The organism is Congregibacter brevis (assembly GCF_045689245.1).
Classification (GTDB): domain Bacteria; phylum Pseudomonadota; class Gammaproteobacteria; order Pseudomonadales; family Halieaceae; genus Congregibacter; species Congregibacter brevis.
In genome coordinates, this window is record NZ_CP136865.1 from 2,021,068 (window position 1) to 2,033,497 (window position 12,430).

At 56.1% G+C, this 12,430-nt stretch carries 10 protein-coding genes; 8 read left to right on the forward strand and 2 right to left on the reverse strand.

Annotation, left to right across the window (positions count from 1 at the left end; translation table 11 throughout):
• Positions 1–13: 13 nt before the first annotated feature.
• Together R0137_RS08930 and R0137_RS08935 are read right to left on the reverse strand one after the other, a co-directional pair.
• Complete coding sequence (locus R0137_RS08930) at positions 14–1,498, reverse strand: peptide MFS transporter (RefSeq protein ID WP_407329998.1); 1,485 nt, start codon at positions 1,496–1,498, stop codon at positions 14–16.
• A 94-nt stretch (positions 1,499–1,592) separates the two neighbouring features.
• Entirely contained in the window at positions 1,593–2,585 is a 993-nt protein-coding gene (locus R0137_RS08935) for a tRNA dihydrouridine synthase (protein WP_407326076.1), read from the reverse strand.
• Positions 2,586–2,673: 88 nt separating this feature from the next.
• On the opposite strand from R0137_RS08935, the gene R0137_RS08940 reads away from it, so the two are divergent.
• The 8 genes from R0137_RS08940 to eno all read left to right on the forward strand — a co-directional run bounded on the left by R0137_RS08940 (position 2,674) and on the right by eno (position 12,430).
• Positions 2,674–2,967: an OadG family protein gene (locus R0137_RS08940; protein ID WP_407326077.1), complete on the forward strand. Its 294-nt coding sequence runs from the start codon at positions 2,674–2,676 to the stop codon at positions 2,965–2,967.
• Positions 2,960–4,777 carry a sodium-extruding oxaloacetate decarboxylase subunit alpha gene (gene oadA / locus R0137_RS08945; protein ID WP_407326078.1) on the forward strand — a complete coding sequence of 606 codons (1,818 nt, stop codon included), beginning with the start codon at positions 2,960–2,962 and terminating at the stop codon, positions 4,775–4,777. The genes R0137_RS08940 and oadA overlap by 8 nt, the downstream gene beginning before the upstream one ends.
• The gene (locus R0137_RS08950) at positions 4,777–6,072 is read left to right on the forward strand and encodes a sodium ion-translocating decarboxylase subunit beta (protein WP_407326079.1); all 1,296 of its coding nucleotides are present in this window, start codon (positions 4,777–4,779) and stop codon (positions 6,070–6,072) included. Before oadA ends, R0137_RS08950 begins: the two co-directional genes overlap by 1 nt.
• Positions 6,073–6,149: 77 nt before the next feature.
• The gene (locus R0137_RS08955) at positions 6,150–7,097 is read left to right on the forward strand and encodes an acetyl-CoA carboxylase carboxyltransferase subunit alpha (RefSeq protein ID WP_407326080.1); all 948 of its coding nucleotides are present in this window, start codon (positions 6,150–6,152) and stop codon (positions 7,095–7,097) included.
• A 13-nt stretch (positions 7,098–7,110) separates the two neighbouring features.
• The gene (gene tilS, locus R0137_RS08960; RefSeq protein WP_407326081.1) at positions 7,111–8,397 is read left to right on the forward strand and encodes a tRNA lysidine(34) synthetase TilS; all 1,287 of its coding nucleotides are present in this window, start codon (positions 7,111–7,113) and stop codon (positions 8,395–8,397) included.
• 146 nt (positions 8,398–8,543) lie between these two features.
• Positions 8,544–10,202 carry a CTP synthase gene (locus tag R0137_RS08965; RefSeq protein ID WP_407326082.1) on the forward strand — a complete coding sequence of 553 codons (1,659 nt, stop codon included), beginning with the start codon at positions 8,544–8,546 and terminating at the stop codon, positions 10,200–10,202.
• A gap of 18 nt (positions 10,203–10,220) precedes the next feature.
• On the forward strand, positions 10,221–11,069 hold the full coding sequence (gene kdsA, locus R0137_RS08970; RefSeq protein WP_407326083.1) for a 3-deoxy-8-phosphooctulonate synthase: 849 nt from the start codon (positions 10,221–10,223) through the stop codon (positions 11,067–11,069).
• A gap of 74 nt (positions 11,070–11,143) precedes the next feature.
• The gene (gene eno / locus R0137_RS08975; protein WP_407326084.1) at positions 11,144–12,430 is read left to right on the forward strand and encodes a phosphopyruvate hydratase; all 1,287 of its coding nucleotides are present in this window, start codon (positions 11,144–11,146) and stop codon (positions 12,428–12,430) included.

Sequence of the window (12,430 nt, forward strand, 5' to 3'; positions counted from 1 at the left end):
CGATTACCTACCTTTAATGAACACCGTGCATCATGCGACGCAGCAGTGGTGACAGCAATAGCATCAACAGACCTACGCCCACACCGAGCCAAAAGAGGCTGTTAAACAACTCTCCGTAACTTGCCAATGCGGCTGCCGTATCAGTGATGGTGCCACCGCTGGTTTCCAGAGCCGCTAACTTCGCCAGCTGTGCTGCGACAAATTCAGAGTAGGCGGTGGCCAGGAACCACGACCCCATCATTACGCCTACGACACTGGGTACGGCAAGTTTGGTGACGGCAGAAAGGCCGACGGGTGACAGGCAAAGCTCTCCACAGGTATGCAGTAGGTAAGCGAGCACCATCCAGTATCCTGAAACGAGGCCGGCCTGATCGGGGTTTGCCGCACCGATCACCAGAGCGCCAAAACCAAGGCCGGCCTGGGCGATGCCAAGAGCAAATTTTACGGGCGTAGATGGCTCTAATCCGCGGCGTCCGAGGGCCGTCCACAGCCAGGCAAAGAAAGGCGCAAACATAAAGATGAACATTGAGTTTAGTGCGCCGTACTGAGACGCGGTAAGAGTCATGCCAAAGACCTCTCGATCCATCACGCGATCCGCGAAAAGAGTCATGGATGCGGCGCTTTGTTCAAACAGCGCCCAGAACACGACGGTGGACATGGTTAGGACAATGAGCACGATCATTCGGCTGCGTTCAATGGCATCGCAGCGCGCGACGATGAACCAGCTCAATCCACCCAGAACAATCAGCGATAGGGAATTAAGGAGCAGTCCCACAGCTGCATGAAACTGTAGCATCTGCCAGACGACTACAACTCCCACTAGAGCGCCTAAATAGATGCTGTGCTCGCGAGAGAGTCCAATGGCCGTGCGCTGTTCGAGCTTGGCATCCTCCGGCGGCTCCGCGAGCCCTGCTAGATAGCGTTGTCCGTAAATGAACGTGGCCAAACCGAGCAGCATGCCGATGCCCGCTGCCCCAAAGCCGTATCCCCAGCCATAGGTCTCACCGAGATAGCCGCAGAGAAGCGTTGCGGTGAAGGAGCCTAGGTTGATCCCCATATAGAAAATCGTGAAGCCCGAATCACGTCTAGGGTCGTCCTTGCTGTAGAGCTGTCCTACGATGGTCGAGATGTTTGGCTTCAGAAATCCTACCCCGATAACGATGAGGGCCAGGGAGGCGTAGAAAACCTGCAGTGCCTGAGTGTCACGCTGGATGCTATCACCCACCAAGCGTGCCTGCTCGCCTTCTATGGCCATGCCAAGATGCCCTGCAACAAGCAGCAGGCCACCCAGAATTACTGACTTGCGCATGCCCAGGTATCGATCAGCCAAAAGCCCCCCGATCACAGGCATGGCGTAAACCAATGCGGCATAGCCGCCGAGGACTTCCAATCCCTCGGCATCTGTAAACAGGTGATACTTCGTGAGATACAGCAGCAATAGATACTTCATGCCGTAAAACGAGAATCGCTCCCACATTTCTGTGGCAAAGCAAATCATCAGACCCCGCGGGTGACCAAAAAAACCGCGGTCATCCAAAACTACCGGGGCATCTGCTGTTGCTGTGGACATTCAGTTCTCCTTGTTATCTTAGCTAGGCCGCCAAGCGTGTCGGATCGTCATCGCCGGCAATAGCAAGGCGTAATTGCTCCGGATCAAGAATACGCTTGATGACTGCAAACATCGCTGCGGCCTGAGGGTAGTAGTGTCTCAGATAGCCCAGCCACTGTTTGATGGGGTTTACCGCGTAGCGCGGGTCGTAGGTCTCCATAGTGATCGCAAGGTACTTGATTAAGTACCCGCGTATCTCATCCCAACTGAGCACGGGCTGTTCTGTGCCCTCATCGGCTGCGCGAATTAATCGGGGAAGATCGGGCCTGCAAAGTACGCCGCGACCCAGCATCAAGTCTGGGGTGCTGCTCTTTTCTCGAGCGAGCTGAGCGTCGCCCACGCCCCAGATTTCACCATTGGCTATCAATGGAAGTTGCGTCACGGAGCGAGCTAGGGCGATGTGCTCCCAATACGCCGGAGGACGATATCCATCTGCGCGGGTCCGTGCGTGAATAACAAGCTCACTGGGTTTTGCAGCATCGATACCCGAAACGATGTCCAAAAAACTGTCGCTATTGTCGAAGCCCAGTCGAATCTTCACGCTGAGGGGAACGGAATCGGGCATCGCTCGTCGCGTCGCCGCTACAATCGAATGCACGCGCTCTGGTTGACGAAGGATGATGGATCCGCCATCGGAGCGGTTTACAGTTTTGGCGGGACAGCCGAAGTTCAGATCTACGCCCACGGCACCGAGCTCAGCGGCGCGAGCAGCATTCTCTGCAACCAGGTTTGGATCGCCCCCGAGGATTTGTAGATATACAGGCACTCCGGAGGGCGTGTGTCCCCCTTGAGCAAGTTCAGGGCATATTCGGTGAAACACTCGCGGCGGCAGCAGTTCCTGGCTGATTCGTAGGAATTCGGTCACGCAGCGGTCAATGCCACCGAGCTGCGTGAGAAGGTCACGCATAGTGTGGTCGATGACGCCCTCCATGGGCGCCAGTAGGATACGAGGATTTGGTACAGAATTCACAGGCATGAAGTATACGCAGACTTGCTACTGCACACAGCTTTCGTGACCCGAGGGCCGCCCCTCGTTTATGATGGCGGAATCTAGGGGGATTAGCATGGGCGCCAATCTGCTGTCGCAGGGTCTTGAACTACTTGTCTATGGTATGGGCACGGTGGTGGTTTTCCTGACCGTGTTGGTTTTTGCCACGCGGTTGATGTCGACAGTGATACAGCGCTTCTTTCCAGAAGCTCCGATAGTCGTTCCCCAACGTTCTGTAGGTTCTGCCAACGCAGCACTCGCACCGACACCTGAAGTTCTTGCCGCGATCAGCGCTGCTGTGCATCAGCATCGTCGTCGGAAATCGGCATCTCCCGCATCTGCTATTGATCAAAGGAAACCCCATGTCTGATCGTCCTGGAAAGTTAGGCATTACGGAACTGGTTTTGCGTGACGCGCATCAATCGTTGTTCGCCACACGCATGCGCATCGATGACATGTTGCCTATCGCTGGGGAACTTGATGCGGTGGGTTTCTGGTCTATGGAGTCCTGGGGTGGCGCGACCTTCGATGCGTGTATTCGCTATCTGGGTGAGGATCCCTGGGATCGTATCCGCGAGCTGAAAAAAGCCATGCCAAATACTCCTCAGCAGATGCTGCTGCGAGGCCAGAACCTGCTCGGATATCGCCACTACGCCGACGACGTGGTCGAGAAATTTGTGGAGCGCGCCGCCATCAATGGCGTGGACGTTTTTCGGGTCTTTGATGCGATGAACGACATGCGCAATATCGAAGTGGCGCTGAAGGCCGTGAAGAACCAGGGTAAACATGCTCAGGGAACCATCGCCTACACCCTAAGTCCTGTTCATGACATTAAGGGCTGGGTCGATCAGGGGCGACGCATCGAAGATATGGGGGCCGACTCCATTGCCATTAAGGATATGGCGGGGCTCTTACGTCCCTATGTGGGGTTTGAGTTAGTAACCCGCTTAAAAGCGGCGTGCTCCATTCCTATACACATGCAGTGCCATGCCACTACGGGCCTGTCCACCGCAACCAACCTGAAGTGTATCGAAGCGGGTATCGATAATATCGATACCGCGGTGTCGAGTATGAGCATGACCTATGGCCACTCGCCGACGGAGGCGTTGGTGGCGATCCTGGAGGGCACCGACCGGGACACGGATTTGGATCTTGTGGCTCTGGAGCGCATTGCGAGTTACTTCCGCGATGTGAGAAAGAAGTATGCAAAGTTTGAGGGCTCGCTGAGGGGGGTGGATTCGCGCATCTTGGTGGCGCAGGTCCCCGGCGGGATGTTGACCAACATGGAGAATCAGCTTCGGGAGCAGAATGCTGGAGATCGTCTGGGTGAAGTGCTGGAAGAGATTCCCGCGGTTCGAGAGGACCTGGGTTTTATTCCACTGGTTACACCGACGTCACAGATCGTGGGCTCTCAAGCGGTACTTAACGTGCTCACTGGGGAGCGTTACAAGTCCATCTCTCGTGAAACGGCGGGCGTGTTGAAGGGGGAGTATGGCGTGACGCCAGCGCCGGTTAATGAAGAGCTTCAGCAAAGAGTGTTGGAAGGAGGTGAAGTTATTACCTGTCGCCCCGCAGATTTGTTGGAACCCGAAATGGATGTATTGCAGTCCGAGCTGCGCAGCGTGGCGGCCGAGAAGAGTATTCGCCTCGCGCCTGGAGAAGGGGAGGTTGACGACGCACTCACCTACGCATTGTTCCCTCAGGTGGGACTGCGGTTTCTTGATAAGCGCGGTGATGCCTCCGCCTTCGAGCCGGCGCCGGGTACCGAAGCGTCCGAGGAGTTGCCAGTGAAGGCGGCAACTTCTGTACCAGCGACCAGTGACGGCGAGACTGGCGTTTACACCGTGTCTGTTAACGGACAGCGCTATGTCGTGGAAGTGTCGGATGGTGGTGATCTGGGGGATATTCAAGCTGTGGCACCGGCGAGCGTGCCTGCGCCAACGTCGACAGCGGCCGAGAATGCCGAAGCGGTCAATGCGCCTTTGGCGGGGAATATTGTGAGTTTGGCGGTGGCGGTCGGCGATGCTGTCAAAGCAGGCGATGTTGTTGTGATGCTGGAAGCCATGAAGATGGAAACAGAAGTTCGCGCGCCCAAAGACGGTACGGTGACCTCGCTTCTGGTGGCGGCGGGTGACGCGGTGGCGGTCGGCGATGCTCTCCTGGAGATGGACACCCACTAATGGAACGTTTGGCCCAGCTGTGGGGCGCTTCAGGCCTTGCCCAGATGGATCTTGGCTCGGCCGTAATGCTGGGTATCGCGCTTTTGTTGCTTTATCTAGCAATTCATCGACGCTTTGAGCCTCTGCTGTTGGTTCCGATTGGATTTGGGGGGCTGCTGGCGAACATCCCCGGCGCGGGTCTCGCATACTCCGCGGTCGATAAAGCGCTCCACGGAGGTGATCTTGAATTGCTTGCGGCCTTGGCGACGCTGATTGCTAGTGCTGCGGATCCCGCGAGTATCGCCGCTGCGCTGGAGAAAGCTCCTCAGGCATTGCAGCTTGAAGCGCTGCAGCTAGCGCGGGATGCGGGCCTGAGCGATGGCATGCTTTACAGTTTTTACAATGTGGCTATTGGCAGTGGAGTTGCCCCGCTAGTTATTTTTATGGGGGTGGGTGCAATGACAGATTTTGGTCCACTTTTAGCTAACCCTCGAACGCTTCTGCTCGGTGCCGCTGCTCAGTTCGGTATTTTCGCAACGGTGCTCGGTGCAGTGGGTCTGACATCGTTGGGCGTGACGGACTTCAGCCTGGCGCAGTCAGCTGCCATTGGGATCATTGGCGGGGCCGACGGTCCTACAGCAATTTACGTTTCCAGTATTCTTGCACCAGACTTGCTCGGTGCCATCGCCGTCGCGGCTTATTCCTATATGGCTCTGGTGCCTCTCATTCAGCCGCCGATCATGCGCGCTCTTACAAGCAAGGAAGAGCGACAGATTGTGATGGTGCAGTTACGCGAGGTGAGCCGGCGAGAAAAAATCACGTTCCCTTTAATGCTGCTGATTCTGGTGGCCTTGCTGTTGCCTGATGCAGCGCCGCTTTTGGGAATGCTGTGCTTCGGTAACCTGATGCGAGAATGCGGAGTGGTGGAGCGTTTAAGCGCGGCGGCTCAAAACGCCCTGATTAACATTACAACCATATTTCTGGGCCTCGCCGTGGGCTCAAAGCTCGTCGCGGATAAGTTTTTAGATGTAAACACACTGGGAATCCTTGGCTTGGGGATTGTCGCGTTTAGCGTAGGGACAGCATCGGGTGTCTTGCTCGCAAAGCTCATGAATCGTTGGGGCGGTACGGCCATCAATCCCTTAATAGGCTCTGCTGGTGTCTCCGCCGTGCCCATGGCGGCGCGAGTCAGTAACAAGATGGGGCTTGAAGAGGATCCCCATAATTTCTTGTTGATGCACGCCATGGGGCCGAATGTGGCCGGTGTTATCGGGTCTGCTGTAGCAGCGGGCGTGATGATTACCCTTGTCAGTTGATCGCTGATTTAAGTTGATGGAGGCGCGGCTTGCTTTTCGGTAGAATCGCGGCTTAACCCATAGATGTTGTGTCGCCCATGAACCCCAATTATCTCGATTTTGAACAGCCGATTGCCGAGCTTGAGGTCAAGATAGAGGAGTTGCGCCATGTGGGTTCCGGCGCTGAGCTCAACCTCTCCAGCGAGTTGGGAGAGCTGAAGGCAAAAAGCGTAAAGCTCACGGAAAAGATTTTTTCCAATCTGAGTCCTTGGGACGTGGTGCGCGTTGCTCGACATCCGTTACGCCCCTACACCCTTGATTACCTGCCGCTAATATTCGACGACTTCGATGAGCTCCATGGAGATCGCCACTTTGGTGATGACAAAGCGATCGTCGGAGGCGTTGCGCGTCTTAACGGCGAGTCGGTCATGGTGATCGGTCAAGAGAAAGGGCGCTCGGTAAAAGATAAGGTTTACCGTAATTTTGGGATGCCCAAGCCCGAAGGCTACCGTAAAGCTTTGCGACTTATGGAAACCGCCGAGCGTTTTAGTTTGCCGGTAATCACGCTAATCGATACGCCGGGGGCCTATCCCGGCATCGACTCTGAGGAGCGCGGCATATCCGAGTCGATCGCCACCAACCTCGCGGTGATGTCACGGCTGAAGACGCCTATCGTGTCAGTAGTTATCGGTGAAGGAAGCTCTGGTGGAGCGCTGGGTATTGGTGTGGCCGATCATCTGGCCATGTTGCAGTACGCCACTTACTTTGTGATCTCTCCCGAGGGCTGTGCGAATATCATCTGGAAATCTTCGGAATTCGCCTCAGACGCTGCTGCGGCAATGGGCGTGACGTCCGAGAAGCTTAAAGAACTCGGCATCGTGGACGCTAGCATCGATGAGCCTTTGGGTGGAGCTCACAGAGACGCTGCGCTTATGGCAGAGCGTATTCGAGAGCACGTCGCTGCGGAGCTGGATAAGCTCAAGGCCCTGGATACTGATGAAATGCTCGAAGCCCGTTACGCGCGACTCCTCGCCTACGGCAACTGAGGTTCACTCAGGGGTGGCTCATAGCCCCGTTTTTCATGCGATTGCTCAGCACGCCGCAACCCTAGCGGCGGCGCGGCGCGTGTTCGTCGCTTACAGCGGGGGGCTGGACTCAACAGCACTCTTGCACACTGTTGCAAAGAGCTACCCCAATGCTATCGGATTGCATGCCAATCATGGGCTTCACGGCGATGCAAAGCGCTGGGCGCAGCATTGTGAGGAGGTTTGTCAGGGATTGGATATTGCCTTCGAGTCTACCGAGCTTGTGATTGTAGATGCCGGCGAGGGACTTGAAGCCGCCGCCCGAACTGCTCGCTATCGCTGGTTTGAAGAGCTCCTAAGCGAAGGCGACGTTTTGTTAATGGCCCATCATCAGGACGACCAGGCAGAGACACTGTTGCTGCGTTTGCTTAGGGGGGCAGGTCCCGAGGGGCTGTCGGGCATGCCGGTAAGCCGACGTCTGGGTTCAGCAGCGCTGTTAAGGCCGCTACTTGGACTGCCGCGCGCTGAGTTGAAGGCCTACGCAGAGGCTCATGGCTTGATCTGGGTTGATGATCCCAGTAATAGCGATGTTCGCTTTGATCGCAATTATCTTCGCCAGGAACTCATGCCACTGCTTGCTCAGCGCTGGCCAGGATACCGCGCAACCTTGTCGCGAGCGGCGACTCAGCTGCGGGAACTCAACGAGTATTTACCCGCGCCTTACCTGGCGACAGTGACGGGATCTCTTCAAGACCCAGGCTTTCAGGTCAATGACCTTCCCGACGAGCCGGCCCTTGCAGCACTCTCTTTGCGAAAGTGGTTACGCGAGCGATCCCTGACGGCGCCGCCCTCGGTCCGATTACTCGAGTTTCTCCGGCAGTTGCGGGAGGGCGCCGGCGCGCAGCTATGCGGTGCAGGCTGGATTATTGAGCGTTATCGGGATGCGGTGTACGTGCTTCCAATATTTAACGAGGAGAGGCCTTTGGAGGCCCCCGTGCGTCTGGGAGAATGGCAGCCCTGGCCGGGTATGGGGCATCTGAAGGTTGTATTAAAAGAAGGCGCAGAGCCCCTTGATCTGGCCCTGAAGTCCCGCCAAGGTGGTGAGCGCATTGAGTTCGCCAGTGGACAGCGGAAAGACCTCAAGACGGTCTTTCAGGAGCTGGAAGTGCCCCCTTGGTGGCGAGATCGACTGCCACTGTTGGCTCTGCGATCGGGACCGACCGAAGAGCTGCTGGCAGTGGCAGACTTACGTTACTCCCCGCGGGCAGCATCCCTAGGGGTAGAAGTTGTTCGAAAAGGGGAAGAATTTCCCGAGAAATAAACGCTTCTTTGCGGGTTTCTGATTGAGGAGAAACCCGCTTTCTGTTAACTTGGCCTCCCATCTTATCGCATGGTCGCGGGCCCGGATTGATGTCAATCTTGTTCGTCCGGGACTGTTTCACGACATAGTCAACAGGAAGGCGTGACATGACGCGATTGGTCTTTGTGACTGGTGGTGTAGTTTCCTCTCTAGGCAAGGGTATCGCAGCGGCATCGCTGGCAGCGGTCCTTGAAGCGCGTGGTTTGAAGGTTACCCTTCTCAAACTCGACCCCTATATCAACATCGATCCCGGCACCATGAGTCCGTTCCAGCACGGTGAGGTGTATGTCACCGATGACGGCGCTGAGACGGATCTGGATCTCGGCCATTACGAGCGCTTCACCCGCGCTGTGATGAGTCGACGCAATAACTTCACTACCGGGCGTGTTTACAACCAGGTCCTTGCTAAGGAGCGTCGCGGTGATTATCTAGGCGGAACTGTTCAGGTCATTCCCCATATCACGGATGAAATTAAACGCCGGGTGATTGCTGGTGCCGGCGATGCCGATGTTGCCGTTGTGGAGATCGGTGGCACCGTGGGCGATATCGAGGGGCTGCCGTTTTTAGAGGCGGCACGTCAGCTAAAAGTGGAGATGGGTTCCTCCCGGGCTCTGCTCATGCACCTTACGCTGGTGCCCTACATAGCTACCGCGGGCGAGATTAAGACCAAACCTACACAGCACTCCGTTAAGGAATTGCGCTCTATCGGCTTGCAGCCCGACATTCTGCTGTGCCGTTCGACAGTTCCCATTGAAGAAAGCGCATGCAGCAAAATCGCCCTGTTTACCAATGTTGAAGCCCGGGCGGTGATACCGCTGCTGGATGCCGACACTATCTACCGAATTCCCCGTGCGCTGCATGCAAATGGACTGGATGATTTTGTCGTGGAGCGCTTCAATCTCGAATGCTCTCCTGCGGATCTTAGAGAGTGGGACGAGGTGCTCCAGCGGCAGGTCGCGGAACGGCAGGCGAGGGTCCGTGTAGCCATGGTAGGCAAGTACATGGAGCTGCCAGATGCCTATAAGTCATTAAACGAAGCGTTGTCCCATGCAGGACTCCAGACCTTGACGGATGTGCAGGTCGATTACGTCGAGGCGGAAGATATCGAGCGCGATGGTGTAGGGATACTCGAAGGGGTAGACGCCATTCTGGTGCCCGGAGGCTTTGGTGACCGAGGCGTAGAAGGCAAGATTGAGGCTGTGCGCTATGCCCGCGAGAACGATATTCCGTTTTTGGGTATCTGTCTGGGAATGCACGTGGCTTTGGTGGAGTACGCGCGCAACGTTTGTGGTTTGGACGGAGCACACTCCTCGGAGATGGCTCCGGAGAGCCCTCACCCCATCGTTGCTTTGATTACCGAGTGGCAGAATGCCGACGGCAGCACCGAACAGCGGGATGAGAGCTCAGATTTGGGCGGCACTATGCGTTTAGGTTCACAGCCCTGTCATCTGGAGGAGGGGACGCGCATCCGCGAAATTTACGCAGCGGATGTGATCAATGAGCGTCACCGCCATCGCTACGAGGTCAACAACAATTACGTCGATACCCTTCAGGATCACGGGATGGTCATTGCGGGCTGGTCTGCAGATAAGTCGCTGGTTGAGATGGTTGAGCTGCCTGAGCACGCTTGGTTCGTGGCTTGTCAGTTTCACCCGGAGTTTACGTCCCGCCCTCGAGGCGGACACCCTTTGTTCACAAGTTACATCCAAGCTGCCTGTCAACGTGCTGCGGGGAACCGCTTTGCTCGTGACACGGCTGCGGGCTGATCGCAGAGGGGCGCTCCAATGATAAAGACGGTAGAGCTGGGCGGTCTGCATATCGCAAATGACGCACCCTTTGTGTTACTCGGTGGCGTGAACGTTCTCGAAAGCCGGGAGTTCGCGTTGGAGGTGGCCGCAGAGTACGTGTCTGTGTGCGCCGATCTGGGTATCCCGCTGGTTTTTAAGGCCTCTTACGACAAGGCTAATCGCTCTTCTATCCATTCCTTTCGAGGTCCTGGATTACGTGAGGGGCTGGATATTCTTGCGGAGGTGAAGTCGCGATTCGGCGTGCCTACGGTTACCGATGTACACGCGCCGGACCAGGCGGCCGCCGCCGCTGAGGTCTGTGACATTATTCAATTGCCCGCGTTTTTGGCCCGACAAACTGACTTGGTGCGCGCGATGGCTGAAACCGGCGCGGCGATTAATATTAAGAAACCGCAGTTTTTATCTCCGTCTCAGATGTCCAACATAGTCGAGAAGTTCCGTGAATGCGGAAACGACCGTCTTATACTCTGTGAGCGAGGAAGCAATTTTGGCTATGACAACCTTGTTGTGGATATGCTCGGTTTTGGCGTTATGCGCAACGCAACAGGTGGCGTGCCACAGATCTTTGACGTCACCCACGCGCTGCAATGTCGAGACCCATTAGGCGCTGCATCGGGTGGTCGTCGGTCCCAGGTAACGGAGCTTGCCAGGGCAGGAATGGCGGTTGGCTTGGCTGGTCTGTTTCTCGAGTCTCATCCGGATCCTGACAAGGCACTTTGTGATGGCCCCAGTGCCTTGCCTCTCGGTAAATTAAAACCCTTTTTGGAGCAGGTCCAAGCCGTTGATAGTCTGGTGAAAGGGCTGCCTGCACTTTCTATAGACTAGAGTTAATCTTTGACGGCGCGCAGCGGCTGAAGTATCTCTCGCGCTATCCCCACACGATTCAGGGAGAATGAAAAGTGAGCAGAATTACTGAGGTTCAGGGTTTCGAGGTGCTGGATTCCCGAGGTAACCCCACGGTTATGGCGGAGGTAACCCTCGAGTCTGGAGCCTGTGCGGCTGCTTTTGCGCCATCAGGCGCGTCAACCGGGTCTCGAGAAGCCCTTGAGCTGCGTGATGGTGATTCCGAGCGCTATCTTGGTAAGGGTGTCGCAAAAGCCGTTGGGAACATCAATGGCGCTTTGCGCACGGCCTTGATGGGCATGGATGCCTCTGCTCAGCGTGAGCTCGACAATGCAATGCTGGCATTGGATGGCACTGAGAATAAGGAGTCTTTGGGGGCCAATGCCATGCTGGCGGTGTCGTTGGCGGCAGCAAGAGCCGCAGCGATTGCCGAGGGTAAGCCGCTGTACGCGCATATTGCTGAACTCTATGGACGAGGTGCCTTGAGCATGCCCGTACCGATGATGAACATCATCAACGGCGGAGAGCACGCTGACAACAATGTTGATATTCAGGAATTTATGATTCAACCCGTGGCAGCCACTAGTTTTGCCGAGGCATTGCGTTGCGGTGCCGAGATTTTCCATCACCTCAAAAAAGTACTTTCGGCACGAGGTCTAAGTACTGCCGTGGGTGATGAGGGTGGATTTGCCCCGGATCTGCCTTCAAACGAAGCGGCCTTGGACGTTATCGGTGAGGCGGTGGCAAATGCCGGCTATAAGCTTGGCACTGACGTTACCCTTGCACTCGACTGTGCTGCTTCAGAATTTTACCGTGATGGGCGTTACTGGCTGGGCGGCGATGGCCGTGATTTTGATAGTGCGGGCTTCACCGAGTATCTCGCGGGACTTGCCGATGCGCATCCTATTCTTTCGATAGAAGACGGTCTTGATGAGTCGGATTGGGATGGTTGGAAATTGCTGACTGAGCGCCTCGGCGACCGGGTTCAGTTAGTGGGCGATGACCTGTTTGTCACAAATACCAAGATTTTGGGGCAGGGAATTGAGCGCGGTGTCGGTAACTCTATTCTTATTAAGCTGAATCAAATCGGTACTCTTTCGGAGACTCTGGATGCCATAGGCATGGCGGCTGATGCAGGCTACACTTCCGTGATTTCTCACCGCTCGGGGGAAACAGAAGACACGACGATAGCGGACTTAGCGGTTGCTACGGGCGCGGGACAGATTAAAACGGGCTCCCTATGCCGTTCGGACAGGGTAGCCAAGTACAACCGGCTTCTGCGCATTGAAGCCGAACTGGGATCGACAGCGCCCTATCGCGGGCGTGCCGAGTTTGCGCGTTAG

Excerpts from the sequence above, each read along its gene's own strand:
- R0137_RS08930 (WP_407329998.1), bottom strand. The coding sequence starts at position 1,498 with ATGATTTGCTTTGCCACAGAAATGTGGGAGCGATTCTCGTTTTACGGC.
- R0137_RS08935 (WP_407326076.1), bottom strand. The coding sequence starts at position 2,585 with ATGCCTGTGAATTCTGTACCAAATCCTCGTATCCTACTGGCGCCCATG.
- R0137_RS08940 (WP_407326077.1), top strand. The coding sequence starts at position 2,674 with ATGGGCGCCAATCTGCTGTCGCAGGGTCTTGAACTACTTGTCTATGGT.
- oadA (WP_407326078.1), top strand. The coding sequence starts at position 2,960 with ATGTCTGATCGTCCTGGAAAGTTAGGCATTACGGAACTGGTTTTGCGT.
- R0137_RS08950 (WP_407326079.1), top strand. The coding sequence starts at position 4,777 with ATGGAACGTTTGGCCCAGCTGTGGGGCGCTTCAGGCCTTGCCCAGATG.
- R0137_RS08955 (WP_407326080.1), top strand. The coding sequence starts at position 6,150 with ATGAACCCCAATTATCTCGATTTTGAACAGCCGATTGCCGAGCTTGAG.
- R0137_RS08965 (WP_407326082.1), top strand. The coding sequence starts at position 8,544 with ATGACGCGATTGGTCTTTGTGACTGGTGGTGTAGTTTCCTCTCTAGGC.
- kdsA (WP_407326083.1), top strand. The coding sequence starts at position 10,221 with ATGATAAAGACGGTAGAGCTGGGCGGTCTGCATATCGCAAATGACGCA.